This window comes from Nocardioides daeguensis (assembly GCF_019192965.1).
Lineage (GTDB): Bacteria > Actinomycetota > Actinomycetes > Propionibacteriales > Nocardioidaceae > Nocardioides > Nocardioides daeguensis.
Window position 1 is genome coordinate 176,047 of the sequence record NZ_JAHTKU010000001.1, and the last position, 26,058, is coordinate 202,104.

21 protein-coding genes and 1 tRNA gene are annotated in these 26,058 nt (G+C 71.1%); 6 read left to right on the forward strand and 16 right to left on the reverse strand.

Features of this window, described 5'->3' with window-relative positions; all coding sequences use genetic code 11:
• Positions 1-2 precede the first annotated feature (2 nt).
• From pgfA to KU893_RS00885, 7 genes are all read right to left on the reverse strand, one after another.
• The gene (gene pgfA / locus KU893_RS00860) at positions 3-992 is read right to left on the reverse strand and encodes a cell envelope lipid trafficking protein PgfA (RefSeq protein WP_218232409.1); all 990 of its coding nucleotides are present in this window, start codon (positions 990-992) and stop codon (positions 3-5) included.
• Positions 993-1,003: 11 nt separating this feature from the next.
• Positions 1,004-2,218: a glycosyltransferase family 4 protein gene (locus KU893_RS00865; protein WP_218232410.1), complete on the reverse strand. Its 1,215-nt coding sequence runs from the start codon at positions 2,216-2,218 to the stop codon at positions 1,004-1,006.
• Positions 2,215-2,979, reverse strand: a complete 765-nt coding sequence (locus KU893_RS00870; protein ID WP_218232411.1) for a glycosyltransferase — start codon at positions 2,977-2,979, stop codon at positions 2,215-2,217. The genes KU893_RS00865 and KU893_RS00870 overlap by 4 nt, the downstream gene beginning before the upstream one ends.
• A gap of 102 nt (positions 2,980-3,081) precedes the next feature.
• Complete coding sequence (locus KU893_RS23070) at positions 3,082-3,213, reverse strand: hypothetical protein (protein ID WP_257441100.1); 132 nt, start codon at positions 3,211-3,213, stop codon at positions 3,082-3,084.
• A 34-nt stretch (positions 3,214-3,247) separates the two neighbouring features.
• Positions 3,248-4,945, reverse strand: coding sequence for an MmpA family trehalose lipid delivery protein (locus KU893_RS00875; RefSeq protein ID WP_218232412.1), 1,698 nt, complete (start codon positions 4,943-4,945; stop codon positions 3,248-3,250).
• On the reverse strand, positions 4,942-6,702 hold the full coding sequence (locus KU893_RS00880) for a hypothetical protein (RefSeq protein WP_218232413.1): 1,761 nt from the start codon (positions 6,700-6,702) through the stop codon (positions 4,942-4,944). Before KU893_RS00880 ends, KU893_RS00875 begins: the two co-directional genes overlap by 4 nt.
• Positions 6,699-10,718 (reverse strand): alpha-(1->3)-arabinofuranosyltransferase domain-containing protein, encoded by a 4,020-nt coding sequence (locus KU893_RS00885; RefSeq protein WP_218232414.1) that lies wholly within the window; start codon positions 10,716-10,718, stop codon positions 6,699-6,701. Before KU893_RS00885 ends, KU893_RS00880 begins: the two co-directional genes overlap by 4 nt.
• Positions 10,719-10,822: 104 nt before the next feature.
• Here KU893_RS00885 and KU893_RS00890 point away from each other — a divergent pair, with 104 nt between their 5' ends.
• Positions 10,823-12,055 carry an oligosaccharide flippase family protein gene (locus KU893_RS00890; RefSeq protein WP_257441096.1) on the forward strand — a complete coding sequence of 411 codons (1,233 nt, stop codon included), beginning with the start codon at positions 10,823-10,825 and terminating at the stop codon, positions 12,053-12,055.
• Between the two features lie 7 nt (positions 12,056-12,062).
• Here the strand turns inward: KU893_RS00890 and polA are convergent, their stop codons facing one another.
• Positions 12,063-14,759, reverse strand: coding sequence for a DNA polymerase I (polA, locus tag KU893_RS00895; RefSeq protein WP_218232415.1), 2,697 nt, complete (start codon positions 14,757-14,759; stop codon positions 12,063-12,065).
• A gap of 41 nt (positions 14,760-14,800) precedes the next feature.
• Here polA and KU893_RS00900 point away from each other — a divergent pair, with 41 nt between their 5' ends.
• Positions 14,801-15,229, forward strand: a complete 429-nt coding sequence (locus KU893_RS00900) for a hotdog fold thioesterase (RefSeq protein WP_218232416.1) — start codon at positions 14,801-14,803, stop codon at positions 15,227-15,229.
• On the opposite strand, the gene KU893_RS00905 is transcribed toward KU893_RS00900, so the two are convergent.
• Entirely contained in the window at positions 15,226-15,801 is a 576-nt protein-coding gene (locus tag KU893_RS00905) for a GNAT family N-acetyltransferase (RefSeq protein WP_257441094.1), read from the reverse strand. The genes KU893_RS00900 and KU893_RS00905 overlap by 4 nt on opposite strands.
• A gap of 218 nt (positions 15,802-16,019) precedes the next feature.
• Here KU893_RS00905 and KU893_RS00910 point away from each other — a divergent pair, with 218 nt between their 5' ends.
• From KU893_RS00910 to KU893_RS00920, 3 genes are read left to right on the forward strand one after another with little or no spacing between them, the layout of a single operon-like run.
• The gene (locus KU893_RS00910; RefSeq protein ID WP_218232417.1) at positions 16,020-16,811 is read left to right on the forward strand and encodes an ABC transporter substrate-binding protein; all 792 of its coding nucleotides are present in this window, start codon (positions 16,020-16,022) and stop codon (positions 16,809-16,811) included.
• Between the two features lie 46 nt (positions 16,812-16,857).
• Positions 16,858-17,664, forward strand: a complete 807-nt coding sequence (locus KU893_RS00915) for an amino acid ABC transporter permease (RefSeq protein WP_218232418.1) — start codon at positions 16,858-16,860, stop codon at positions 17,662-17,664.
• The gene (locus KU893_RS00920; RefSeq protein WP_218232419.1) at positions 17,661-18,422 is read left to right on the forward strand and encodes an amino acid ABC transporter ATP-binding protein; all 762 of its coding nucleotides are present in this window, start codon (positions 17,661-17,663) and stop codon (positions 18,420-18,422) included. Before KU893_RS00915 ends, KU893_RS00920 begins: the two co-directional genes overlap by 4 nt.
• Before the next feature lie 71 nt (positions 18,423-18,493).
• On the opposite strand, the gene KU893_RS00925 is transcribed toward KU893_RS00920, so the two are convergent.
• The 6 genes from KU893_RS00925 to KU893_RS00950 all read right to left on the reverse strand — a co-directional run bounded on the left by KU893_RS00925 (position 18,494) and on the right by KU893_RS00950 (position 24,113).
• On the reverse strand, positions 18,494-19,213 hold the full coding sequence (locus KU893_RS00925; RefSeq protein WP_218232420.1) for an ABC transporter ATP-binding protein: 720 nt from the start codon (positions 19,211-19,213) through the stop codon (positions 18,494-18,496).
• Positions 19,203-19,982, reverse strand: a complete 780-nt coding sequence (locus KU893_RS00930) for an ABC transporter ATP-binding protein (protein ID WP_218232421.1) — start codon at positions 19,980-19,982, stop codon at positions 19,203-19,205. The genes KU893_RS00925 and KU893_RS00930 overlap by 11 nt, the downstream gene beginning before the upstream one ends.
• Entirely contained in the window at positions 19,975-21,099 is a 1,125-nt protein-coding gene (locus KU893_RS00935; protein WP_218232422.1) for a branched-chain amino acid ABC transporter permease, read from the reverse strand. The genes KU893_RS00930 and KU893_RS00935 overlap by 8 nt, the downstream gene beginning before the upstream one ends.
• Positions 21,096-22,085, reverse strand: a complete 990-nt coding sequence (locus tag KU893_RS00940; RefSeq protein WP_218232423.1) for a branched-chain amino acid ABC transporter permease — start codon at positions 22,083-22,085, stop codon at positions 21,096-21,098. Before KU893_RS00940 ends, KU893_RS00935 begins: the two co-directional genes overlap by 4 nt.
• A 90-nt stretch (positions 22,086-22,175) precedes the next feature.
• Positions 22,176-23,282, reverse strand: a complete 1,107-nt coding sequence (locus KU893_RS00945; RefSeq protein WP_218232424.1) for a branched-chain amino acid ABC transporter substrate-binding protein — start codon at positions 23,280-23,282, stop codon at positions 22,176-22,178.
• A gap of 213 nt (positions 23,283-23,495) precedes the next feature.
• Positions 23,496-24,113 (reverse strand): ANTAR domain-containing response regulator, encoded by a 618-nt coding sequence (locus KU893_RS00950; RefSeq protein WP_218232425.1) that lies wholly within the window; start codon positions 24,111-24,113, stop codon positions 23,496-23,498.
• A gap of 69 nt (positions 24,114-24,182) precedes the next feature.
• Between KU893_RS00950 and KU893_RS00955 the strand changes: the two genes are divergently transcribed.
• Positions 24,183-24,268 (forward strand) — tRNA-Leu (locus KU893_RS00955).
• Positions 24,269-24,551: 283 nt separating this feature from the next.
• On the opposite strand, the gene pyk is transcribed toward KU893_RS00955, so the two are convergent.
• A complete protein-coding gene (gene pyk, locus KU893_RS00960; protein ID WP_218232426.1) occupies positions 24,552-26,018 on the reverse strand; it encodes a pyruvate kinase in 1,467 nt (488 codons plus the stop codon).
• Between the last annotated feature and the right edge of the window lie 40 nt (positions 26,019-26,058).

Below are 26,058 nucleotides of genomic sequence, written 5' to 3' on the forward strand. Positions count from 1 at the left end.
GATCAGGCGTCGATGAGCGCCTCATCGCGACGGTGGCCGGCACGCTCGCGGCGGGCTGCCCGACCGAGGACCAGTCCGGCGGCCACCAGGCCGGCGCCGAGCAGCAGGAGCAGCACGGGGAACAACAGCTTCATGCCGCCGAGCAGGGTGCTGTTCGACTTCGCGTCGCTGACCAGGTCGTCGACCTGAGCCTTCGTGTACTGGACCGTGCCGGTGAAGGCAGGCACGCTGACGCCGTCGTAGCGCAGCTCCTGCACCCGGTTCTCCACCCGGTTGACGGGCGATCCGGTCTCAGGCTCGACGTAGAAGGTCCGGGTCATCTGGTACCACATCTCAGCCGTGACGTTGCCGGCCTCGGTGGAGCCGAAGACCGAGCCCGGCACCTCGCGGGTCTCGACCATCGTGTCGGGGATCGTCTGGACGAACTTGTAGACGCTGAGGCCGTCGATCTTCTCCTCGCCCTCGAACTTCGCGTCGACAGCCTTGCCGAGCGTGCCGTCCCAGAGCGGGTAGTCCTTCTTCTCGGTGCCGAAGGGGAACTTGTAGATCAGCCCCTTGCGCTTGACGTCGACCCGCTCGATCTTCGTGAAGTCGTCGGCGCGGGCGACCTCCTCCCACGATCCGCACTTCGCACAGTCGACAGCCGCCCCCGTCTTGCCGTCGAACGGCGCGCGCTCGCGGGTCTGCTGGAAGATCTCGCCACCGACACGGTTCACGGTGGTCGAGTTCACCCACACCACGGTGTCGCCAGGCGCCTCGACGCCGCTGTCGGCGATGGTCACCGAGGTGATGTCGAGGTCCCAGGTCTCGGGGGCCAGCACCTCGGGCTTGGAGTTGAAGATCTGCGCGTCCTTGGCCTGCAGCTTGGTGGTGCCCTCGTAGTCGGGCGGCACGTTGGCGAGGACCGGGTAGGCGTAGAAGCGGACCAGGGCGGCCGCCACGATCAGGAAGACACCGAGTCCGACGGACACGGCGGCGAGCTTGCTGCGCATGGGCGAGCCTCTCAGACGGCCACGCGAGCGTCGCGTGGGTGATGACGATCGGGCAGCGTGGACGCGTGCCCGAGGAGCTGGATGGTCAGGTCGGTCGCCTGGAGACGCATCTGCGACCAGTCGAACTTGTGGGCCCAGGCCACGCACACCTCGGCGCGCAGTGCCCGGCTCTGGGCGTCGGCGGCATCGACCAGCGCACCGGTCAGTGCCTCGGCGAGCCGGCCGACGACGGTGGCGGAGTCCGCGCTGTCGGGGACCAGCCAACCGCTCTCCCCCGGCCGGATCGAGTCGCGCAGTCCGGGGACGTCGCGGGCCACGGTAGGGACACCGTGGGCCGCGGCGTCGACGACCGCCTGGCCCCAGCCCTCCGCGTCGGAGGCGCACACGTGGACCGCGGCGCGCGCGAGGAGGGCGTCCTTGTCGGCGCCGGGCAGGAAGCCGTGGAAGGTCACCTGATCAGCCAGCCCGAGCTCGGCGGCCCGGGCGACCAGCCGGTCGGCCTCAGGGCCGCGGCCGATGACGTCGACCCGGATCCGGCGGCCGGCGAGCTCGGCGCGGTCCTGCGCGATGCGCACCGCCTCGAGGGCCAGGTCGACCCGCTTGTGGGTGACCAGCCTGCCCAGGACCACGACCCGGTCGGGGTCCTTGGTGACGCCGTCGACGAACTCGCGTGGCGGCAGGTCCGCACCGTTCTCGAGGATCCGGATGTCGCCGGTCCAACCGAGCTGCTCGCGCATCTCGGCCACAGTCGACGCGGACACCGCCGCGGTGACGTGGTGGCGGTAGACGCGGCGCATCGCGACCCGCTCCATCCAGCGACCGAAGGCTGCCACCGGAGCCGGGAAGTGGACGGCGAACTGTGCCTGGTGCACGTGGTGCACGATCAGCAGGGCCGGTGTGCCGCGGCGCAGCACCAGCGGCGAGAACGACGGCAGCCCGCAGGCCGGGTCGATCACGGCGTCGATCCGGCGCCGGTGGCGCAGCAGCCAGGTCAGCGCGAACAGGTAGAAGGTCAGCGCTCCGCCTCCGCGCCGCACGTCGATCCCGTCCCGCACCTCGCGGGCCACCTGGCCCTCGTCGCGGGCGGTCACGAAGTGCACCTGCGCGCCCGCCTCCCGCAGGGCGCGGGCGAACTGCCAGGCGTAGATCTCCGCGCCGCCGGCCAGGGTGTGGTCGAGGTCGCGCCAGTTGACGACGACGACGCGCTTCCCCTCGAGGCTCCTCATGCCTGGCTCCCGGCAAGCAGCACGGGAGCGGCCGGGGCGGGGGTCGGCCGCTCGAGGGCCCGGCAACGCCAGGCGATCCGGGCCAGCTCGGCGAAGGCCGCCGCACCGTGGCGCGAGGGCACGAACGTCGATCCGGGCACGTCGGTCCAGGTCACGGGAATCTCCCGCACGTCGGCGCCGAGGGCGCGCAGGCGCATCAGCAGCTCGACGTCGAAGGAGAAGCCGGTGGTCTCGAGGAGCTGCGCGGCCCGGCGGGCCAACGCGCCGCGGAACACCTTGAACCCGCACTGGGTGTCGGCGATGCCCGGCACCATCCGGCCGGCGAGGCGTCGGTACGCCGCGGCACCGACCGAGCGGGTGCGGCAGTGCCGTGCCTCGGTCTCGCTCCCGGCGACCGCCCGCGAACCGATCACGACGTCGGCGCCGAGCAGGACCTGCCGCCAGGACGCCTCGATCGCGTCGAGGCCGGTGGCACCGTCGGCATCCATGAAGCACACCAGGTCCGCGTGGGTGGCGAGCAGCCCGGCGCGGACCGCAGCACCCTTGCCGCGGCGCTCGCACCGCACGACCCGGACGGGCAGCGCCGCCGAGTCGGCGGCGCGCGCCACCTCGGCGGTGCGGTCGGTGCTCGCGTTGTCGACCACGAGCACCTCCACCCGGCCGAGCACCCCGCGGTGCGCCGTCACGTGACGACGCAGCTCGCGCAAGGTGCGCGGCAGCCGGCGTTCCTCGTTGTACGCCGGAATGACGATCTGCAGCATCGGACCCTCCCAAGCCGTCTGCTCAGCCCGCCCCCTCCCCGGGGACGGTACGACGAACCGCTCCCCGGGCGACCTCAGGTCGCCGGGGGCGGCGAGGGTGCGCTACTGGCTGGAGTAGCTGTAGAGCTTCTCGTTGCTGACCGGCTTGTGCTCACCCTGGGCGGCATTGACACCGGCGACGAGAACGGCGGTCGAGGCGAGTGCCCCGACGACAGTGGCGATGATCGTGTTCATGCGACGGTCCCCTCCCAAAGACCGGCACAGAGCATCACACCCCATGACCTTCATGATTGTGATGCCCGTTACTCCCAAACCGGAGTATCCATAAGGCACCGGCCAAAAGCAAAAGAATCGCGCAAGTGTGTCCGATCGACACCAGAACGTGATGCGAACGGTCGATGCGCGCGGCGCCGGGCGCCACCGGACCATCGGCCGCCAGGTCGACGAGCAGCAGCCCGCCCCCGTCGTAGGCGACCCGCCCGTCGGGGACGTCCGGCTTCCCGATGCCGCGTTCGACCAGCACCCAGCGCACCCCGTTCGCGCGCAGCGCTCCCGCCGGGTCCGGGTCGGCCAGGGCCCGGGCGACGGCCGCGACCCGGGGGTCCTCCGCAGGCACGATGCGGTCAGCGAGCAGCACGCGGTCGTCGACCAGGACCGTGCCGGGCAGCAGTCGGGGCGCAGGATCGAGCACGGCCCGTCGGTGGTTCCAGGCATAGCCGCGGTAGGAGCCCGTCCAGGGCAGCACGACGGTGGTGTCGTGCGAGCCGACCAGGTCGGCCACGTCCTCCCACGCCTGCGGGTACGACGATCCCCGCAGCTCGCCCAGCGCCCCCCAGGCGAGGCTGGGCAGGAGCAGCAGCGGAGCGACCACCACCAACGCGACCGCACTCCACAAGGCACCGGTCCCGGGCCCGATCCGCGCCCGCAGAGCACTCACCGCGTGGGCGGCACCCACGGCCAGCACCAGCCCCAGGGGCGCCAGGAACCGGTGGGAGTCACGCAGCAGCGCCAGCCCCGGCAGGTGGCCGGCGAGCCGCTCCAGCAGGTCGCTGCCACCGGGCACCGCCGGCACCAGGGCCAGCGCGACCGCGCCGGCCCCGAGGACCGCCCAGCGGCGACCGTCCGCTCCGCTGCGGGTCAGTCCGAGACAGGCGAGGAGCGTCAGCGCGCAGGACAGCAGCACCACCACGACGCTGGTGCGCTCCTCGGGGAGGATCGAGGTCTTCCAGATCCCCCCGAGCGAGAGCACGCTGGCCGCCGTACCGGCCGCCGACTCGGCGCGGGCGGCGAACCCCTCGAAGACGCCCTCGGTCGACACCGTGACGGAGGCGGCGGTGAGCGCGGGCACCGCCCAGGTGAGGTTGGCCCCGATCGCCAGGGCACCCACCCGCCACCACTGGCGAGGATCGCGTCCCAGGGCGAGCACAGCAAGCACGGCGGCCGCCATCACGCCGCTCGACGGGCTGCACACCGCGGACAGCACCAGGAGCACGGCTGCCGGCCCCACGTCGCGGGGGTCGGCGCGCAACCGGAGCGCGGCCCGTGCCACCCACGGCAGCAGCAGGTAGCCGAGCAGGATCGCCCACTGACCGATCAGGAGCCGTTCGTAGACCCACGGGTTCCAGCAGAACAGGGTGATCGCAGCAGCGCGCGCGTACCAGCGCTGGTCGGCCACGAGCCGGGCGATGCCGAGACCACCGGCGAGGAGACCGGCGACGAGCAGCAGCCGCTGGACGACGGCGCCCGGCACGACCTGGGTGGCCAGCGAGACCAGGGCGTCCATGGGCACCGCGCGCGGCAGCGACCCGTCCAGGCCCAACCAGGCGTCCTTCCAGGGCTGGTGCGGCACGAAGACCATGTCGCCGACCAGCCAGTACCCGCCGCCGACGAGCAGCGGGCCGAGCATCAGCGCGATGATCACCAGGGTCGTGGCCACGTCCGGCCCGGGCGGTCGGCGCAGGCTCACGGCTGCTCCGGAAGCCCGGCTTCCACGCCGGTGATGCAGACCGTCGACCGGCCGTCGCCGCGGAAGGTGAGGCCATCGACGTCCCCGGGCCGGTCGGGCAGCACGAGCCACATCTGGTTCGGCCCCCGGGAGGCGAGGAAGTCGGCGCTCCAGTCGCCGGTCGCGGCGGTGAGGGTCGTCTCCTCGGCGGTGAAGTAGGAGACCCGGACCAGCAGACGGCCGTCGACGGGGACGACGAACTGCGCCCTGCGCGAGGAGCGGTCGACCTCGTACCCGCACTCGCCGTCCGGCCCCTCCTCGGCCGGCACCACGCCGGCGAGCTCGACCGGACGCAGGCTGCCGTCGTCGGCGACCATGCGCAGCCGCGCGGACGCCTCGTCGAAGCGCAGGTCCTCGGGCAGGGGGGCGAGGATGCGGGAGAGCTGGGAGTCCGCGCCGACGAGGGGAAGCACGACGTCCCTCGGCGCGAGCCGGTCGAACAGGACGACGGTCGGGTTCGCCGCGAACTGGGCGCGCAGCGTCGTCACGAACGCCTTGTCCTCGGTGTTCTGGAAGTGCGGCACGAGGAGCGCCGTGCCGGCGGCCGACGCAGCGCCGTAGAGCAGGACGGTGCCGGCGACGACGACGCCGCGGACCCTCGCGGAGGCGCTCTCCAGCAGGCCGAGCCAGGGCCGTGATCCTCGCAGGCACAGGGCGACACCGAGCACGGCCGCGTGCACGGTGTCGGAGGAGTAGCGCGGGTCGAGGCCGATGACCGAGCCGAATCCGGCCCGCCCGGACAGGAGCAGGGCGAGGTCGGCCGCGACGTACCCGAGGACGAAGGCCAGGCCCCATCGACGCGCCGGGCCGCCGCGGCGCAGCAGCAGGACCGCGCCCGCGAGCGCCAGCACCGACGACAGCACGACCACCCACACGTCCGGGCGCACGGCGCCGCCGTCGAGCTCCCCGGTCCACGGCCCGCCGAACAGGCCGGGGACCACGTTGCGCCCGAGGAACGACCAGCTCACCTCGACGCGTTGCCGCCAGGTGCTCTCACCGCCCACGACATCGGTCAGCAGCGCGTGGCCGACGAGGAACGCGCCGAGCAGCAGCGTCTGGGCGAACCACAGCCAGCGGAACCGCGTCAGCGCGGCCCACAGCCGCCGCCAGCCGACGGCCTCGTCGGCGAGTGCCACCGCGACGCCGTACAGCACGGGAGGGATGAGGACCGCGCGCTCGTGCCAGGCCAGCCCGACGGCCGTCGTCGCCACGATGGCGAGCAGGGCCACCGGCGCCCGCGCATCGCCCTGCCGCCAACGCACCAGCAACCACACGGCCACGACCGAGCACAGCACGTGCGGCCACAGGCCCATCGCAGCGCTCCACCACAGCGTGGTGGCCAAGGTGAGCGGCGCCCACGCGAAGACCGCCAGCAGCACCACCCGGCTCCATCGCTCGCCGAGCAACCGGGTCAGCAGCAGCCACATCACGATCGTCGCGACGCTCTGCAGCAGCAGGACGAAGCTCGCCACCGCCCCCCAGCTGTACGGCGCCCCGTGGGCCAGCAGCCAGTAGGCGAGCTGCTGCAGCGGGTTGACGTGACCGGCCGTGTCGCGGACCAGGAACTCCGCGGTCAGGTCGGACGACGCCGCCCGGCCGGAGAGGTAGAAGTCGTCCTGGTTGAACCACGAGCCGGCCAGCAGCACGGCCCGGCCGACGACCATCGTGACCATGACGGCGATCGCGGCTGCCGCCTGACGTCCGCGCCACGCGCTCATCGGCTCACCTCCACCCGGCGGCGGGGCCGCCCCAGGACCAGGCCGGCGACCAGGCCGACCGCGAGCGCGGCAGCGACGTCCGCGCTGTCCGTGACGACGCGCGCACCGCCGAGGGCGTCGAGCAGGCCGGATCCGGTCATCAGCACGAGGACCGCCACCGTGGCGCGCACCGGTCGGCCCACCAGCAACGCGCCTGCGAGCAGACCGATGGTCGCGACCGGCCCCAGCAGCAGGAGGGCAGCGCCGGCAGCGACCGCCGCGAGACCCCATCGCGGCGTCCCCGCGTCCTGCCCGGTCTCCGGCCAGGCGCGCTGCGGCCCGTGGGAGGGGCGCCGCACGAGCAGGAGGAGCAGGCAGGCCGCGCCCGCGAGGAGGACCGCGCCGCTCACGGCGAGCCCCAGGGGCAGGACCACGTCGTAGGTCTGCTCGGGTGCGTAGCGCAGCCGGATCGTGCCACCCTTACCGGCGGGCAGCAGCCACGCCTGTTGCCAGCCGTCGACGCGGGTCGGTTCGAGACGATGTCCGTCGAGCTCGGCGACCCAGCCGGGGTTGGCGTTCTCGGGCAGCCAGAGCACGCTCGCCGGGCCACTGCCGACCCGGACGGTACGGCGTGCGCCGTCCCACTGCCGCACCGTGGCCTCGCGCCCGCTCTCCTCCGGTCGGGCCCGGCCCGCCGGCACGAGGGCGACGTCGAGGAGCTCGAACTCGCTGGTGGGCTCCACGTGCACCTGCTGCGGACCGGCCGGCAGCCGGACCGTCACCGGGTCGCAGCTCTCCAGCCCCAACGGTGTTCCGTTGACCAGGTCGGCCATGGTTCCGGTGACCTTCGTCGGGACCTGTCGGCCGCCGACCTCGAGCACGGGGCCGAATCCGCACACGGCACCGGTGGGGGCACCGGCGACCAGGGGACGGGTCAGGTCCACACCGGCGAGCTCGACCTCGGGCACCACGACATGGCGGGCGTCGGGCGCCTTCTCGAAGCGCACCTGGAGGCGGTGGGTGCGGATCGGGGCGACCTCGACGGTGCCGTCCGAGCCGAGCTCCACCCGTTCGGTGCGCCGACCCGCGGTGAGGACCGCAGCGACCGGAGCTCCCGCGACACCCCCGGAGCGAACGGTGATCCCGGTGATGGTGCGGATGCGGCGCCATTGGAAGGTGAGCGTCGGGTACAGGTCGCTGTCGTCGGAGACCCAGGCCGTCGTGGGCTGCCCGTCGTAGGCGAACCGGGGGGCGACCTTCAGGTCGCCGCCGTAGGACGAGGTCGCCTCGACCGGGGGGCGGCGCTCCACCTGGCCGAGCAGCCGCGCGGCCTCCGGGGTGTTGCGTGCGACGACGTGCCCGGTGATCCGCCAGGACCCGGCCCCCGTGAGTGCGAACGCCCGGTCGAGCCCGCCGGCCTCCTCCGGCTGGCGGATCCGGTTGACGTCGCAGTCGGGCGCGGTGAGCGTGATGAAGCAAGCGCGCCGGCTGGGGACGGTGCTGAACGCCAGAGCGCCGTCAGGGGCGGTGTCGCCGGGTACGGCGAAGGTGCGTCGCGGCCGCCAGCCGTCGAGCGCCACCTCCCGCAGACCGATCCGGGCCGCGCGTGCCGCGGTCGCCGCCTCGACCACACGGATCTCGACCCGGTCGACGCGGCTGCCGTCGAGCCGCACCTCGACCGGTGCCCCCGTGGCGCCCACCCGGGCCCGCACCCTCTGCTTGCCGGCAACGACCTCGATCGTGCGGATCGGCACGACCTGGGGGTCGTCGGCCACCGGGGTGACCCGCACCGTGTGGACCGCGCGGGGGGTGTCGAGGTCCATCCGGAGCCACTGCTGCTCGGGGTCACTCGCCACCGAGCTGACCCAGCGGGTGTCGAGATCGCCGTCGACGGCGGCGTACGGGCCGGCGGCGGTGATCACCGGGCCGAAGTTGTCGGCGTACCCCTGGGCGGAGGAGGCCACCAGGCCCGACAGTCCCGCGTAGCGGGCCACGACGGGCCCGCGCCCGGGCCCACCGGGGAAGTCGTGGGCCGGGCGCTCGACCCGCCACGGCTCGTCGGCCGTCATCAGGGCCGAGAGCCCCTCGTCGTTGTTGCCGAACGCGCGCTCACGGCGCTGGTCGGAGTCGGTCACGACGTCGGCAGACCGCCGCCAACCGGTCTCTCCCTCGAGCACGGTCGGCTGGTCGGCGCCCACGAGCCCACTCCCCTGGGCGAGCAGGCTGCTCTCCGCGGACCCGCGGACGGTGAGGACGTCGTCCTGGGCGCTGACCCGAACCAGCGGCAGCCGGCGCGGGACGCGGAACACCTCCACCTCGGGATCGCCGTCGTCGGTCGCGCCGTAGGCGGCAACCCGCTGCAGTCCGGCCTTGGCCAACGCCACCGCCGCACCACCCGGGTGCGGGGAGCGGGTGAGCTGGCGCAGCAGGTCGCGCCGCAGCACGACGTGACCGATCCCGGCGCGGGCCAGCTGGTCGACGAGCGCGGGCGTGACCCGACCGGTGGCGATCGCCTGGTCGAGCGCGGACAGGTACCGGATCGACTCCCCCGGCACCAGCGGGACCTGGGTGCGGCTGACCATGTCGACGCCGCCGAGGATCGCGAGCGGCTCGTCGAGCGTCCAGCCCCACGCCTGCTGGGCGAAGCTGGAACCGGGTACGACGAGCGTGCGGTCGCCCTGCTGCGGACCGGCGTCCCGCTGTTCGGCGGCCAGGTAGGCGCGCGCCTGTCGCCACGGCTCGGAGATCTCGGTCCATCCGGGGGTGCGGGTACCGGTGCCGAGGAAGGGTGCGCCCAGCACGGCCACCAGCAGCAGGGGCAGGAGCAGCAGGCTGCTGCGCCCCGGCGCCAGCCGCGGGCGCCGGGCCACGAGGCGCTCGACACCGACCGCGACCGCGCTCGCGAAGCCCACCGCGAGCGGCAGCCGCACCACCGGGTCGATCTTGTGGACGTTGCGGAAGATCTGCAGCGGGCCGTCCAGCAGTCCGCGCACGGTGTCCGCGATCGGGGTGCCGGCGACGCCTCCGTGGGCGACGGTCAGGCAGCCGAGCCCCAGCAGCGCGGCGAGGAGCAGCGGGCGTCGTACCGGGCTGTCCATGAGGGCCAGCCCGGCCAGGCCCACGCCAGCCAGGGCCGCGGCCGTGACGACGAGCAGCGGGTCGGTCGCGAGCTCGAACGCCGCCGGCCACCACGGGCGGTCGCCGGAGAGCAGGTAGGCCAGCCACGACGAGTCCCCGCGGGTCGCCTCCGACCAGCCGATCAGGGAGGTGGTGTCGCGTGCGCTCTCGACGTACTCGAAGAACGGCGGCGCGTACCTCGCGAGCACCGCGAGCGGCAGCGCCCACCATAGGCAGGCGGCGCCGACGGCGGCGGTCCACCCGGCCGCGAAGCGCCACGACGTCAGCCGCGAGCGCGCCCCCCACAGCACCAGCAGCGCGGCGAGCGGGAGGCAGGCGGCGGTCTCGACGGCGTTGACGCCGCCCATGCACACGACGGCGGCACCGCTGAGCAGTGCCGCGCTCCGCCCCGTCACCCGGCCGCGCAGGTGCAGCACGACCGGGAGGACCAGCCACGGCATCACGGCTCCGGGCAGCGACTCGGCGCTCTGCACCGTCACGGTGCCCAGCAGCCGCGGAGAGAAGGCGAAGAAGGCGCCGGCCAGCAGAGCCGCAAGGTCGGCGAGGCCGACGGCACGGGCCACCCGGCGGGCACCCTCGCAGGCGACGACCAGGATCAGCGCCGTCCACAGTCGCTGCGCGACCCAGTCGGGCACGTCGAGCAGGTCGGTGAGCCAGAACCAGGTGCCTTGGGGGAACAGGTAGCCGTAGGCCTGGTTCTGGAACTCCCCGAAGTTGGACTCGGGGTGCCACAGCGTGAAGGCGCCGGAGAGGAAGTCCCGCGGGCGCTCGGTCAGCTCCGCGCGGGTGTCGTAGGTGGTGGCTCCAGGCTGCTGGAGCAGCATGAGCGTGGTGATCAGGGCGTACAGGGTCACCGCCACGCCCGTGCCGCGTCCGGCCGACCCGACCTTCTGCCTCATCCCACCTCCTCCCGCTCGGCTGCCCGGCGCCACTGTAGGAGACGCGGGCCCGGCACCGTCGGGTCGGCTTCGGTTCAGGTGGACCGTCCCCCTAACCTGCTCTGGTGACGACGACCTCCCCGACCACGGGCTCACGCCTCGCCCGGCTGCTGCGCAGCAGCGCCGGCATCGCCATCGCGATGGCCGTGATGAACGTCGGCACCTACGGCTTCCAGATCGCCTCGGCCCGGCTGCTCGGCCCCGGCCAGTACGGCGCGCTCGCCGGTGTGATGGCGCTGCTGATGGTCCTCTCGGTGCTCCAGCTCGGCCTGCAGGCCACCTCGGCCCGGCGGATCGCCGCCGACCCCGAGCACGTCGCCGCCGTCGAGGCGGCCGTGCTCCGCACCGGCTGGCGTACCGCGCTGGTCCTCGGCGCCGTGACCGTCCTCGCCGCGCCGGTCGTCACGAAGCTGTTGCGCCTCGACGGGCTGCTGCCCGCCGTCCTGCTCGGCCTGGCCGTCGTCCCCGCCACCGTGATGGGCGCCCAGGCGGGCGTGCTGCAGGGCGAGCGGCGCTGGCTGCCGCTGAGCCTGGTCTACCTCGCGGTCGGCGTCCCCCGGCTGCTGCTCGGCATCGGGTTCCTGCTCGTGTGGCGCTCGGAGACGAGCGCGATGCTCGCCGTGCTGCTGTCGTCGTGGGCGCCGGTGCTCGTCGGCGCCTGGGCGCTCGGCCGCCACCCGCGCCGCGCCACCAACGTCACCGAGGGCGAGATCCGCCGCGACGTGCTGCGCGAGACCCTCGGCGGGTCGGCCGCGCTGCTGGCCTTCTTCGCGATGGCCAACCTCGACATCGTGGTCGCCCGCAGCGTGCTCGACGAGCACGACGCGGGTCTCTACGCGGGCGGCCTGATCGTCACCAAGGCCGTCTTGTTCCTGCCCCAGTTCGCGGTCGTCGTGCTGTTCCCGTCGATGTCGACGGGCACGGAGAGCCGGGCCGCGGTGATCAAGGGCCTGGCCTTCCTCGGCGCGTTGGGCGCCGCCTGCGTCGCGGCGACCTACCTGCTCTCCGACCTGGCGCTGATCTTCATCGGCGGCGACGAGTACGCCCCGGTGCAGGACCGGCTCTGGATCTTCGCCGTGCTCGGGGCGTTGCTCGCCCTGCTCCAGCTGCTGGTGTACGCCGGACTGGCGACCCGCGGCGTCGCGACCAAGTATCTGGTCGGCGTCGGCGCGGTGGTCCTCGTCGGCCTCGGCGCGACCGCCTCCAGCGTGACCGGGCTCGCCACGACGGTGGGCGCGGTCGACCTGGTCGTGCTGCTGGTGCTCGTCGTGCTCCAGGTGGTCCGCCACCGCCGCTAGCCTCGGGCTAGTGCGCGGCCTCGTGCCAGGACCGGCCGGTGCCGACCGAGACGTCGAGCGGGACGGTGAGGTCGGCGGCGCCGGCCATCTGCTCGCGGACCAGCGCCTCGAGCGCGTCCTGCTCGCCGTCGGCGACCTCGAAGACGAGCTCGTCGTGGACCTGCAGCAGCATCCGCGAGGCCAGGCCGGCGTCCTTGAGGGCTGCGTCGGTGTGCAGCATGGCGACCTTGATCAGGTCGGCGGCCGAGCCCTGGATGGGGGCGTTGAGCGCCATCCGCTCGGCGGCCTCGCGGCGCATCCGGTTGTCGCTGGTGAGGTCGGGCAGGTAGCGCCGACGGCCCATGATGGTCTCGGTGAAGCCGGTCCGGCGGGCCTCGTCGACGACGCCGGTGAGGTAGTCGCGGATGCCGCCGAAGGTCTCGAAGTACTCCGTCATCAGGCCGCTGGCCTCGCCGGGCTCGATGCCGAGCTGCTGGGACAGTCCGAAGGCGGACAGGCCGTAGGCGAGGCCGTAGTTCATCGCCTTGATCTTGGCCCGCATCTCCGGGGTGACGGCGTCGGGCGCGACGTCGAAGACGCGGGCGGCGGTCTCGGCGTGGAAGTCGCGGCCGGAGCGGAACGCCTCGATGAGCAGCTCGTCCTCCGAGAGGTGCGCCATGATCCGCATCTCGATCTGGCTGTAGTCGGCGGTCATCAGCGACGCGTAGCCGCTGCCGACGACGAAGCTCTCGCGGATCCGGCGGCCCTCCTCGGTGCGGACCGGGATGTTCTGCAGGTTGGGCTCGGTGCTGGAGAGCCGTCCGGTGGCGGCGATGGTCTGGTGGAAGGTGGTGTGGATCCGACCGTCGGGCTGGACCGTCTTGAGCAGACCCTCGATGGTCTGCCGCAGCCGGATCACCTCGCGATGACGAAGCAGGTGCAGCAGGAACGGGTGCTCGGTCTGCTTGAACAGGCCCTGCAGCGCATCGGCGTCGGTCGTGTAGCCGGTCTTGGTGCGCTTGGTCTTCGGCATGTTGAGCTCGTCGAACAGCACGACCTGCAGCTGCTTGGGAGAGCCCAGGTTGATCTCCTGGCCGATCACCTCGTAGGCCTTCTGGGCCTCGGCGCGGACCTCCTCGCCGAAGTGGGCCTGGAGCCCCTCGAGGTGGTCGACGTCGATGGCGATGCCGGTCTGCTCCATGCCGGCGAGGATCCCGACGAGCGGCAGCTCGACCGCGGTCAGCAGCCGGTGGCCGCCCGCCTTCTCGACCTCGTCGGCCAGCTCGGCGGACAGGTCGAGGGCGGCCCGGGCCTGCACCATCGCGCTGGTCGCGATGCCGCCCTGGTCGTCGCCGTCGTCGAAGAGCAGCTCGCCCTGGTCGGGGTCCTGGGCCTGGCTGAGCTCGCGGTGCAGGTAGCGCAGGGTGAGGTCGGCCAGGTCGTAGGAGCGCTGGTCGGGCGCGACCAGGTAGGCCGCGAGCGCGGTGTCCTCGACGACGCCGGCGAGCCGCCAGCCCTGGGCGGCGAGCGCGAGCAGCGGCCCCTTGGCGTCGTGGAGCACCTTCGGGCGTGTGGGATCGGCCAGCCAGGCCGCGACCGCGGCGTCGTCGGCGGCGCTCATCGTCGCGACGTCGACGTACGCCGCCCGGCCGTCGGCGAGCGCCAGGGCCAGGCCGTCGACGCGGCCGGTGCCACTGCCCCACGCGCCGCGCACCGCCAGGCCGACGGTCGCGTCGCCGATCTTGTCGAGCCAGGGCGCGACCGCGTCGGCGGTGAGGGTGGTGCCGTCGAGCTCGACGCCGGCCTCCACCTGCACGTCCTCGCCCGGCGCGACCACGTCGAGGATCCGGGTGCGCAGCTCGCCGCGGAACTCCAGCTCGTCGAGCAGCTCGAGCGCCGAGGAGCGGTCCCACTCCTTGAGGGCGAGGTCGTCGATCGTGACCCCGAGGTCGAGGTCGCGCACCAGCGCGTTGAGCCGGCGGTTGCGGATCACGTCGCCGAGGTGCTCGCGGAACGCCTCGCCCTTCTTGCCGGTGATCTTGTCGGCCTGGGCGATGACGTTGTCGAGCCCGTCGTAGGTGTTGATCCACTTCGCCGCGAAGCCCGCGCCGACGCCGGGCACGCCGGGGAGGTTGTCGGACTGCTCGCCCACGATCGCGGCCAGCTCGGGGTAGCGGTGCGGCGGGACGCCGTACTTCTCCTCGACGAAGGCGGGTGTCATCCGGGACAGGTCGGAGACGCCGCGCATGGGGTAGAGGACGGTCGAGCGGTCGGTGACCAGCTGGATGGAGTCGCGGTCACCGGTCAGGATCAGCACCTCGAGACCGCTCGTCTCGTCGGCGAGCGCCTGGGTCACCAGCGTCGCGATGATGTCGTCGGCCTCGTAGCCGGGCACCTTGAGGAACGGAATCGAGAACGACGTCAGCATCCGCTCGATCAGCGGCAGCTGGCTGCTGAACTCCCCCGGCGTCTTGTTGCGCTTGGCCTTGTACTCGGAGTACTCCTCGGTGCGGAAGGTCTGGCGCGAGACGTCGAAGGCCACCGCCACGTGGGTCGGCTGCTCGTCGCGGAGCACGTTGACCAGCATCGAGGTGAACCCGTAGACCGCGTTGGTGTTCTGGCCCGTCGCCGTCGAGAAGTTCTCGACCGGGAGGGCGAAGAAGGCGCGGTAGGCCAGCGAGTGGCCGTCCAGCAGGAGGAGTCGCGGGCGAGTCGTCTCGGGCACCCGCCGACTCTACCGATGCCCTCCGACTATGGTTTCGGCCCATGACGACCATCGACGACATCGCCGACTTCATGCGCTCCCACATGGGTGCCCTCAACGAGCGGATGGGCATCGAGCTCGTCGAGGTCACCGCGGACCGCGTGGTCGCCACGATGCCCGTCGAGGGCAACACCCAGCCCTACGGCCTGCTCCACGGCGGCGCGTCGGTCGTGCTCGCCGAGACCCTCGGCTCGGTCGCCGCGGCGATCCACGCCGGACCGGACCGGTTCGCGGTCGGCACCGACATCAACGCCACCCACCACCGCTCGGCGACCTCCGGCACCGTCACCGGCGTCGCCACGCCGCTGCACCGCGGCCGCACCATGGCCAGCTTCGAGATCGTCGTCAGCGACGACGCCGGCCGGCGCGTGTGCACCTCGCGGATCACCTGCGCCCTGCTGGAGCGCGACCCCGCGAAGAAGCAGGGCTAGTCCGGCAGGACGAGCCGCTCGGCCCGGGCCCGGCGCAGCGAGCGTCGGGCGGCGAGCACCCGGGTACGGCCGTCGACGCCGCCCTGCTGGCGCTGGGGCGAGACCCGGCTGCGCAGCAGCGTGGTCGGGGCGATCCGGTACATCACGACCGGCGCCAGGCCGAGCCGTGCCATGAACCGGTTGGACTCGCGCGAGGAGTGCGGCACCGCGGTGACGACGTGCAGGACGCCGTTCTCCTCCGCGAACGCGGTGGCGGCCTCCATCAGCGCGTGGCCCACCCCGTGGCGCCGGCACGCGTCGAAGACCCGCGGGTGGATCGCCTGGACGCACGGGTCGAGGTTCAACGGCGAGAGCGTGGTGATCCGGAGGTAGACGGCGCCGGCCAGCTGGCCGTCGTACTCGACGACGACGAGGCGCTGCTCCGGCGACGCCGCGGCTGCCTTGATGATCAGCTCGAGGTCGGCGACCTGCTCGGCCGGGTCGGCGCGGCGCACGGCGTCGTTCCACAGCTGAGCGAGCGCAGGGGCGTCCTCCCGCGTGGCAGCACGCGTGATCAGCGAAAATCGACTCACCGGGCCCGGCCCCCTCACCCCAAGAAGACATCCCCAACCGGCCGCCGTGCGGCGGCCCGAGGCGACACCCTACGCCTCCTGATCGGCGCGCCGACAGGGGTGGGACCCACCCAAGTCATCCGACGTTCTCGGATACGAGACACGAAAGCGGGTTTCCGGCGAGAGCAGGTCCCCGACAGCCTCGCCGCGCTCGACGGCAGGGGCCTAGAGTGCCGCTCATGCAGAAGTCGCGCATCACCGCCCTCGCCCTGACCGCCCTCGCCACCTTCGCCCTCAGCGCGTGTGGGTCCGACGACGGCGGCAAGTCCGCCAGCGGCGCCGATCTCGTCAAGAAGGACACCCTCACGGTCTGCTCCGACGTGCCCTACCCGCCGTTCGAGGACTTCGACAAGTCCAGCGACACCGGCTTCAAGGGCTTCGACGTCGACATCGTCTCCGAGGTGGCCGATCGCCTCGACCTGAAGCTCGTGATCAAGGACTCCTCCTTCGACGCCCTGCAGAGCGGCCAGGCCCTCAACGCCAAGCAGTGCGATCTGGCTGCCTCCGCGATGACGATCACCGACGACCGCAAGAAGAACCTCGACTTCTCCGACGGCTACTACGACTCCAAGCAGTCGCTGCTCGTCCCCGCCGACAGCAAGATCGCCTCGATCGACGACCTCAAGGGCGTCAAGGTCGGCGTCCAGCAGGGCACCACCGGCAAGACCTACACCGAGGAGAACGCCACCGGCGCCGAGGTCGTCACCTTCCCCAGCGACGCCGAGATGTTCCAGGCGATCAAGGCCGGCCAGGTCGAGGCCCTGCTGCAGGACCTCCCGGTCAACCTCGACCACACCACCGACGGCGCATTCAAGGTCGTGGAGACCTACGACACCGACGAGGAGTACGGCTTCGCCATCAAGAAGGGCAACAGCAAGCTCGTCGACGACGTCAACGGCGCGCTCGAGGAGATGCACTCCGACGGCACCTACGACGAGATCTACAACAAGTACTTCTCGACAGAGAACTGATCCGGGACCGGACTGATCCGAACCGTCGCGGAGAGGAACTACTGGGGTGACCCGCAGGGAACGCGCGCTCCTGGTCCAGGTGTCGTTGTATGTCGTCCTCGCGGCGGCGGCGATCACGCTGGCGCTGGTGGCCGACTGGTCCACGATCAGGCAGAACTTCTGGAACCCGGACGGCGTCGACTGGGCTGACGGCAACTGGGGCGACCTGATCGGGACCGGCCTGGTCAACACGGTCAAGTACACCGCGATCGCCTTCGCCGGTGGCCTGGCGCTCGGCCTGGTGCTGGCGCTGATGCGGCTCTCGCCGGTCGCGCCGTACCGCTGGCTGGCGACCGCGTACATCGAGTTCTTCCGGGGACTGCCGGCCCTGGTGGTCATGATCTTCATGTCGTTCGGCCTGCCGATCGCCTTCGGCTGGACTCCGCCGGGCGGCACGATCGGCGCCGGACTGATCGGTCTGATCATGGTGGCCGGCGCGTACATGGCGGAGACGCTGCGCGCCGGCATCCAGGCCGTGCCGAAGGGGCAGACCGAGGCCGCGCGGTCCCTGGGCATGCGCCCGGGAGCCACGACCGTCAAGGTGGTGCTTCCCCAGGCGTTCCGGATCGTCATCCCGCCGCTGACCAACGAGTTCGTGCTGCTGATCAAGGACACCGCCCTGCTGTTCCTGTTGGGCGCCGCAGCCAGCGAGCGCGAGCTGACCTCAGTGGCCCGTGACTTCCTGTCCAGCGGCCCCTCCTCGGGTACGGCGACGAGCCTGATCCAGGCGGCGCTGCTGTACCTGATCATCACGCTTCCGCTCACCCAGCTCGTCGCCTGGCTCGAGCGTCGCCAGAGGAAGGCCGTCCGATGACCGCGTCCGTCCAGCCCGAGCCCGGGTCCTTGCCCGCCATCGAGGTCCGCGGCCTGCACAAGCACTACGGCCGCCACGAGGTCCTCAAGGGCATCGACTTCCACGTCGCCGCCGGCCAGGTGGTGTGCGTGATCGGTCCCTCCGGGTCCGGCAAGTCGACGCTGCTGCGCTGCGTCAACCGGCTCGAGGAGCCGTCGGCCGGCGAGATCCTGATCGAGGGCGTCGACATCTGCGACCGCAAGGTCGACCTCGACGAGGTGCGCTCGCGGATCGGCATGGTCTTCCAGCAGTTCAACCTGTTCCCGCACCTGTCGGTCCTGAAGAACCTGACCCTGGCCCAGCGCAGCGTGCGGGGCCGGGGCAAGGACGAGGCGGTCCGGATCGCCCGGCAGAACCTCGCCAAGGTCGGCCTCTCGGAGAAGGAGTCGGCCTACCCGGCGCACCTCTCCGGCGGTCAGCAGCAACGGGTGGCGATCGCGCGGGCCCTGTCGATGAACCCCGACATGATGCTCTTCGACGAGCCCACGAGCGCCCTCGACCCCGAGCTGGTCGGCGACGTGCTCGGCGTCATGAAGGACCTCGCACAGGAGGGCATGACGATGATGGTGGTCACCCACGAGATGGGGTTCGCCCGCGAGGTCGGCGACAAGCTGGTCTTCATGGACGGGGGTGTCGTCGTCGAGGAGGGCCTGCCCGTCGACGTGCTGTCCAACCCGCAGCACGAGCGCACCCAGTCGTTCCTCTCGAAGGTCCTCTGAGCACGTTCCCAGCACGACGAAGGCCCCGGGCGATCCGCCCGGGGCCTTCGTCGTACCTGAGGTTCTCGCCGCTACACGTCGCCACCGAGGTAGGCGGCCTTGACCGCCGGGTCGACGGCGAGCTCGGCACCCGTGCCCGACCGGACGATCTCGCCGGTCTCGAGGATGTGGGCGTCGTGCGAGCGCTTGAGCGCCTGGGCGGCGTTCTGCTCCACCAGCAGGACGGTGGTGCCCTGCTCGTTGATCTCGGTGATGATCGTGAAGATCTGCTGGATCAGCTTGGGCGCCAGGCCCATCGACGGCTCGTCGAGCAGCAGCAGGCGCGGCCGTGCCATCAACGCGCGGCCGATGGCCAGCATCTGCTGCTCACCGCCGGACATGGTGCCGGAGACCTGGTCGATCCGCTCCGCCAACCGCGGGAAGAGCGTGAGAACGCGCTCCATGTCCTCCCGGTAGGCCGCCGACTTGCGGTCGTTGCGCGTGAACGCCCCCATCTCCAGGTTCTCGCGCACGGTCATGCCGATGAAGCAGCGCCGCCCCTCGGGCGACTGGCCGATCCCCAGCTTGACCCGCTCGTAGGGAGGGACCTCGTTGATGTCCTTGCCCTCGAAGCGGATCGAGCCTGCCCGGATCTTGCGCAGGCCGGAGATGGTCTTCAGCGTCGTCGTCTTGCCGGCGCCGTTGGCGCCGATCAGGGTCGTGACGGTCCCCTCGGGAACGCTGAAGCTGATGTCACGGATCGCCTCGATGTGTCCGTAGTTGACACAGAGGCCCTCGACCTCAAGAAGCATCTTCTTCGTCCACTCCCAGGTAGGCGGCGATGACCGCCGGGTTGTCACGGATCTCGGCGGGCACGCCCTCGGCGATCTTGCGGCCGAACTCCAGCACGACGATCCGGTCGGTCACGCCCATGACGAGCCGCATGTCGTGTTCGATGAGCAACACGGTGTAGCCCTGGTCACGGACCTTCCGGATCAGGTTCATCAGCTCGACCTTCTCGGCCGGGTTGAAGCCGGCCGCGGGCTCGTCGAGGCAGATGAGCTTCGGGCCGGTGGCCATCGCCCGCGCGATCTCCAGGCGCCGCTGGTCGCCGTACGAGAGGTTGGCGGCCAGCTCGTCAGCCTTGCGGTGGATGCCCATGAACCTGAGCACCTCCATCGCCCGGTCGTGGCCGTCCTTCTCCTCTCGGCGGTGCTTCGGCAGCCGGAACAGCGCCGACAACATGCCTGTGCTGTGCTGGGCGTCCGCGCCGACCAGCACGTTCTCCAGGGCGGTCATGGTCGGGAACAGCCGGATGTTCTGGAACGTCCGGGCGATGCCGCTCTTCGTGATCGCGTGCTTCTTCAGCCCGACGATCGACGCTCCCTGGAACAAGATGTTGCCGCTCGTGGGTCGGTAGACGCCGGTCACCGCGTTGAAGCAGGTCGTCTTGCCGGCGCCGTTGGGCCCGATCAGGCCGAGGATCTCGCCCTCGTTGATGTGGAACGACACGTCGTCGAGGGCCGTGAGGCCGCCGAACTTCAAGGTGACGTTCTGGACGTCGAGAATTGCCTCAGGCATGGGCGGCCTCCTCTTCCCCGGTACCTTCCTCGAGCTCTTCGAGGTCGTGCTCGAGCTTCTTCGCCCGCACCGTCCGGCGCGGAGGCAGCAGACCCTGCGGCCGTACCGCGGCGAGCACGACGAGCGCGAGACCGAAGACCAGCACCCGGAAGTCGTCGAATTCCCGGAACCGTTGGGGCAGGTAGGCGACCAGGGTGGCGCCGACCAGGACACCCCACCGGTTCCCCTGGCCACCGACCACGACCGACGCGAGGTAGAGGATCGAGAACAACAGCAGGAAGGACTGCGGGTTGATGAAGCCCTGGCGGCTGGCGTAGAGCCCGCCGGCGAGACCGCCGACGAACGCGCCGGTCGCGAACGCGAGCAGCTTGAACTTGAAGGTGGGGACGCCCATCAGCTCGGCGGCGTCCTCGTCCTCACGCGTCGCCTCCCAGGCACGGCCCACCCGGCTGTTCTTGATCAGGATGTCCGCGATCAGCACGATGATGACCGCGGTCAGGCCCATCCAGTAGTACGGGATCTGGTCGAGGACGCCGAAGAAGAGGAACTTCGTCTTGTCGTCGGTGTCCAGCAGCACCGTGCCGTCACCCCAGAACAGGTGCGGGATCTGGAACAGCCCCTCCTCGCCACCGACGCCCGGCGGCTTGGCGATGTTCTTGATGCCTCGGGTGTCGCCGAGCCACTCGGTGTTGACCGCGACCAGCCGGATGATCTCACCGAAGCCGAGCGTCACGATGGCGAGGTAGTCGCCGCGCACACGCAGGGTCGGCGCGCCCAGGATGACACCCGAGACCATCGCGGCCACGACTCCGACCGGGATGGCCAGGAGCAGCGGCCAGCTGGCGTGGAACGAGGTGAGGATCGCGACCGTGTAGGCCCCGATTGCGTAGAAGCCGACATAGCCGAGGTCAAGCAGTCCGGCGTACCCGACGACGATGTTGAGGCCGAGCGCCACCAGGCAGTAGATGCTGACCGTGAAGAGGACACCACCGAAGTCGACGCCCGGCGTCGAGATGATCGGTGGCTCGAGCAGCGGGAGCGCGTACGCGAACAGCGCGAGCAGCACCCACAACAGGACCTTGACCGGCTTCGGAAGGGCCGTGAGCTTGTTCTTCATGCGCGTGCCTTTCCGAGCGACTCGCCGAGGAGGCCGGTGGGCCGGACCAGCAGGATGAGGACCAGCAGCACGAACGCGATCACGTCGCGCCACTCGCTGCCGAAGAGAGCCGATCCCCAGTTCTCGGCGACCCCCAGCACCAAGCCACCCAGGAGGGCGCCGCGCAGGTTTCCGATGCCGCCCAGGACTGCGGCCGTGAACGCCTTGACGCCGAGCAGGAAGCCGACGTCGTAGCGGGTCGTCTCGATCTTCAGCATGTAGAGGAAGGCGGCGATACCGGCCATCACACCTCCGATGAAGAAGGTGATCTGGATGGTACGCGTCGGGTTCACGCCCATCAACGCGGCCGTCTCGGGGTCCTGGGCGGTGGCCCGGATCCCCTTACCGAGCCGGGACCGACGCACGAACTGGTCGAGCAGCACCATCATGCCCACCGCAGCGACGATGACCAGCACGTCGATGCTGGAGATGGAAACCCCGGCGACGTCCCAACGCGGCTTCTCGATGACTCCCGCCATGCTGTTGTTGATGCGGGCACCGGACACGTACTCGCTGAGGTCGTCGTCGAGACCGAACCAACCGGCGATCCGGTCACGCAGACCCATCAGCTCGGCCAGCACGAAGGAGGCGCCGATGGCCGAGATCAGCGCGATCAGGCGCGGTGCGTCCCGCTTGAGCAGCGGGCGGTAGGCGACGCGTTCGAGCAGCAGTGCGACGAGCGCGGAGACGAGCATGGCCGCGAAGAGCGCGGCGATCATGATCGCGACCAGCTTGACGCCGTCGGCCTCGCGGCCGCCGAGGGCCATGACCGTCCACAGCATCGCGAAGGTGCCGTACATGAACACCTCGGAGTGGGCGAAGTTGATCAGCTGGAGCACGCCGTAGACCATCGTGTAGCCGAGCGCGATCAGCGCATAGATGGCACCGAACGCGAGCCCGGTGATGGTGAGTTCGGGAAGGTTGTTGAAGAGGAATTCGAAGTTCAAGGCTCCTGGCCCCCAGTTCGGGACAGTGACACGGCCGGGGACTCAGTCCCCGGCCGTGTCGCCTGTCGTGTCGGACGGATCAGCCGTCGATCACTTGATCTCGCCCTCGGGGACGATCGCCCCGTCCTTGACGGTGTAGGCGTAGACGTGAACGTCGGCCGGCTCACCCTTGTCGTCGAACTTCAGCTGCTTGGTGATGCCCTTCTCGTCGTAGTCGTTGACGAACTTGAGCATGTCCTCGCGGTTGTCGATGCCGTCCTCGATGCCGGCGAGGAAGATGCTCGCGGCGTCGTAGGCCTCCGCGGCGTAGGTGCCGGGCGCCTCACCGAACTCCGCGGAGTACGCCTTGGCGAAGTCGGCGACGGCCGGGTCGGTGTCCGGGATGCAGGGGCAGGTGATGATGGTGCCCTCGGCCGCCTTCCCGGCGTCGAGGAAGGCCGGGTCCTTGACGCCGTCGGCGACGACGAACTTGCCGTCGAAGCCACCGTCGCGGAGCTGGCCGATGAGGATGGTCGCCTCGGCGTAGTAGCCGCCGAAGAAGACCGCGTCCGGCTTGGCGTCGGTCACCTTGGTGACGGTCGCCGAGAAGTCGGTCTGCTTCTGCTGGATGGTGTCGGTGCCCTTGACCGCGCCGCCGAGGTCCTTCTCGACGATGCCGGCCAGGCCGGCGCCGTACTCGGAGGCGTCGTCGATGACGAAGACGCTGGACGCCTTCAAGGTGTCCTTGATGTAGCGCGCGGCCGCCGGGCCCTGGGTGGCGTCGTTGCCGAGCGCGCGGTGGAAGGTGTCCCAGCCGTTGTCCGCCAGGGTCGGGTTGGTGGCCGACGGCGTGATCGTCGGCAGGCCCGCCTCGGCGAAGGTGTCGCCGGCTGCGGCCGACTCACCGGAGAACGCGGGGCCGACGATGCCGATGACGCTCTCGTCGCCAGCGGCCTCGGTCGCGAGCGCCGGCGCCTCGTCGGGGCTGCCCTGCGAGTCGTACTTGACGTACTTGACCTTGCAGTCGGCGTCCTCGTTGTGCTGGTCGATGGCGAGCTGCGCGCCCTGGATGATCGGCTTTCCGAGGCCCGCCGCGTCGCCGGTCTCCGGGCCGAAGAACGCGAGGCTCAGGTCGCAGCCGGCGTCGCCGCCACCGTCGCCCTTGTCTTCCGTCGTGCCGCATGCCGTCAGGCTCAGACCGAGAGCCAGCGTCGCCACGCCGGCCGCGAATACCTTGTTACGCCTCAAGACAGTCCCGCTTCCTTGATCGATCCGGCAGGCAGCGGTCGCCACCCGCCGGGATGTCCTGCCGCGGGAACCTACACCGGCTCAGGGCCCCGTTGGAAGCAACTCGGTGGCCCAGGTCACAAATGATGACGAATCTGTTACCTGGACGACGCGAACGACGAAGGATCTACGCCTCGGGCCCGGTCAGGAGGTGGGTGCGCCGGGCACGCCGTGGGTGACGACGCCGTCGGCCACCTCGCGCATCGACATGCGCAGGTCCATCGCCGTCTTCTGGATCCACCGGAACGCCTCGGACTCCGAGAGGGACAGCTGCTCCTGCAGGATGCCCTTGGCCCGGTCAACCGCCTTGCGCGTCTCGAGCCGCTCGGTGAGGTCGCTGACCTCGTTCTCGAGCTGCCGGATCTCCGCGAACCGGCTCACCGCCATCTCGATCGCCGGCACCAGGTCGGACTGGGAGAACGGCTTGACGAGATACGACATCGCCCCGGCCTCCCGCGCCCGCTCCACCAGGTCGCGCTGCGAGAACGCCGTCAGCATCACCACCGGCGCGATCCGCTGCCCGGCGATCGCCTCGGCCGCCGCGATCCCGTCGAGCACCGGCATCTTCACGTCGAGGATGACCAGGTCGGGGCGCAGCTCCTCGGCGAGCTCGATCGCCTTCTGACCGTCGCCGGCCTGCCCCACGACGTCGTACCCCTCCTCGGCCAGCATCTCGGCGAGGTCCATCCGGATCAGGGTCTCGTCCTCGGCGATGACCACGGTGCGGGGCTGCGGCAGGTCGTTCGGGGCGGTCTCGGTCACGAGGTCAGGCTATCGGGCCGGGCGGTGCACGGCTCGAGGAGTGCCTCGGCTACGGTTGATTCGAGAAGAGCCGGGTTGGCGGAACGGCAGACGCGATGGTCTCAAACACCATTGTCCGAAAGGGCGTGTGGGTTCGAATCCCACACCCGGCACCAGAACTGGATCCAATCTGTCGAGGTCTCGACAGAGACTGAGTCATGGTTCACGTCCGTTCGACCGACGTCGTCGGGAGCGCCCTGCGCGACTCGGATGCGGGCATGCCTGACGCCGACAACGCTGCGAAGCACGGCGTCGCGATCAGGACCATCCGCCGATCGTGATTGGGCGCTCGACCTGGTCGAGATCCCGTGGCGGCGGTCCAACGCCCGGGTGATCAGCGTGTCCCGCCGGGCGGCGGTGGCGCGGCTGGACGCGCTGATCGGACCGAAGACCTCAGCCTCAGCGCGCCCGTCGGTAGGCCGGCGCGACCTCGTTGATCGCGTCGCCCATCCGGTGCACCCGCAGGGCGTTGGTCGAACCCGGGATGCCCGGGGGGCTGCCGGCGACGATGACGACGCGGTCGCCCTCCTTGACCCGGCCGATCTTGAGCAGCTCCTCGTCGACCTGGCGCACCATCTCGTCGGTGTGCTCCACCGTGGAGGTCTTGAACGCCTCGACGCCCCAGCTGACGGCGAGCTGGGAGCGGGCGCGCGCCTCGGGGGTGAAGGCGAGGACCGGGATCGGGCTGCGGAGGCGGGCCAGGCGACGGGCGGAGTCGCCGGACTGGGTGAAGGCGACGACGTACTTCGCGCCGACGCGCTGCGCCACCTCCTCGGCGGCCTTGGTGATCACGCCCGAGGTGGTGTGGGGGTCCCACTCGATGCGGCCGAAGCGGCTGAAGCTCTCGTCGACGAGGGCGTGCTCCTCGGTGGCGGTGATGATCCGGGCCATCGTCTCGACCGTGTGCACGGGGTGCTCCCCCACACTGGTCTCGCCGGAGAGCATGACCGCGTCGGCGCCGTCGAGCACCGCGTTGGCGACGTCGCTCGCCTCAGCACGGGTCGGTGCGGGGTTGGTCACCATCGACTCCAGCATCTGGGTGGCGACGATGACCGGCTTCGCGTTGCTGCGCGCGGCGACGATGATCTTCTTCTGCAAGAAGGGCACCTCCTCCAGCGGGCACTCCACGCCGAGGTCGCCGCGGGCGACCATGAACGCGTCGAAGGCGTCGATCACCTCGTCGAGGTTGTCGATGGCCTGCGGCTTCTCGATCTTCGCGATGACGGGGACCACGATCCCCTCCTCGCGCATGATGGCGCGCACGTCCTCGGCGTCGGCGGCGTTGCGCACGAAGCTCAGGGCGATGAAGTCCACGCCGAGGCGCAGCGCGAAGCGCAGGTCGGCGGTGTCCTTGTCCGACAGCGCGGGCACCGACACGGCGACGCCCGGCAGGTTGATGCCCTTGTTGTTGCTCACCTTGCCGGCCACCAGGACCTCGGTGACCACGTCGGTCCCGTCGACGACCTCGACGACGCGCAGCCGGACCTTGCCGTCGTCGATGAGCAGCGGGTCGCCGGGCGACACGTCGCCCGGGAGGCCCTTGTACGTCGTCCCGCAGATCTCGGCGTCGCCGAGGACGTCGCGCGTGGTGATCGTCCAGCGCTGGCCGCGCTGGAGCTGGACCGGCCCGTCGGCGAAGCGCTCGAGGCGGATCTTGGGGCCCTGGAGGTCGGCGAGGATGCCGACGCCGTGACCGGAGGCGTCCGAGGCCTCGCGGACCAGGCGGTAGGCCTCGGCGTGCTGCTCGTGGCTGCCGTGGCTCATGTTGAGACGGGCGACGTCCATGCCGGCGTACACGAGCTCGCGGATCCTCCGCTCCGAGCTGGTGGCCGGACCCAGGGTGCACACGATCTTGGCTCTCCGCACGCGCCGAGCCTATCGGGCAGTTGGAACGTCAAAAACGCCG

Bases quoted from the DNA above. Each gene is read 5' to 3' on its own strand.
- KU893_RS00910 (WP_218232417.1), top strand. From the start codon at position 16,020: ATGCAGAAGTCGCGCATCACCGCCCTCGCCCTGACCGCCCTCGCCACC.
- KU893_RS23070 (WP_257441100.1), bottom strand. From the start codon at position 3,213: ATGAACACGATCATCGCCACTGTCGTCGGGGCACTCGCCTCGACCGCC.
- KU893_RS00870 (WP_218232411.1), bottom strand. From the start codon at position 2,979: ATGCTGCAGATCGTCATTCCGGCGTACAACGAGGAACGCCGGCTGCCG.
- KU893_RS00865 (WP_218232410.1), bottom strand. From the start codon at position 2,218: ATGAGGAGCCTCGAGGGGAAGCGCGTCGTCGTCGTCAACTGGCGCGAC.
- KU893_RS00880 (WP_218232413.1), bottom strand. From the start codon at position 6,702: ATGAGCGCGTGGCGCGGACGTCAGGCGGCAGCCGCGATCGCCGTCATG.
- KU893_RS00900 (WP_218232416.1), top strand. From the start codon at position 14,801: ATGACGACCATCGACGACATCGCCGACTTCATGCGCTCCCACATGGGT.
- KU893_RS00920 (WP_218232419.1), top strand. From the start codon at position 17,661: ATGACCGCGTCCGTCCAGCCCGAGCCCGGGTCCTTGCCCGCCATCGAG.
- pgfA (WP_218232409.1), bottom strand. From the start codon at position 992: ATGCGCAGCAAGCTCGCCGCCGTGTCCGTCGGACTCGGTGTCTTCCTG.
- KU893_RS00885 (WP_218232414.1), bottom strand. From the start codon at position 10,718: ATGAGGCAGAAGGTCGGGTCGGCCGGACGCGGCACGGGCGTGGCGGTG.
- KU893_RS00925 (WP_218232420.1), bottom strand. From the start codon at position 19,213: ATGCTTCTTGAGGTCGAGGGCCTCTGTGTCAACTACGGACACATCGAG.
- KU893_RS00930 (WP_218232421.1), bottom strand. From the start codon at position 19,982: ATGCCTGAGGCAATTCTCGACGTCCAGAACGTCACCTTGAAGTTCGGC.
- KU893_RS00935 (WP_218232422.1), bottom strand. From the start codon at position 21,099: ATGAAGAACAAGCTCACGGCCCTTCCGAAGCCGGTCAAGGTCCTGTTG.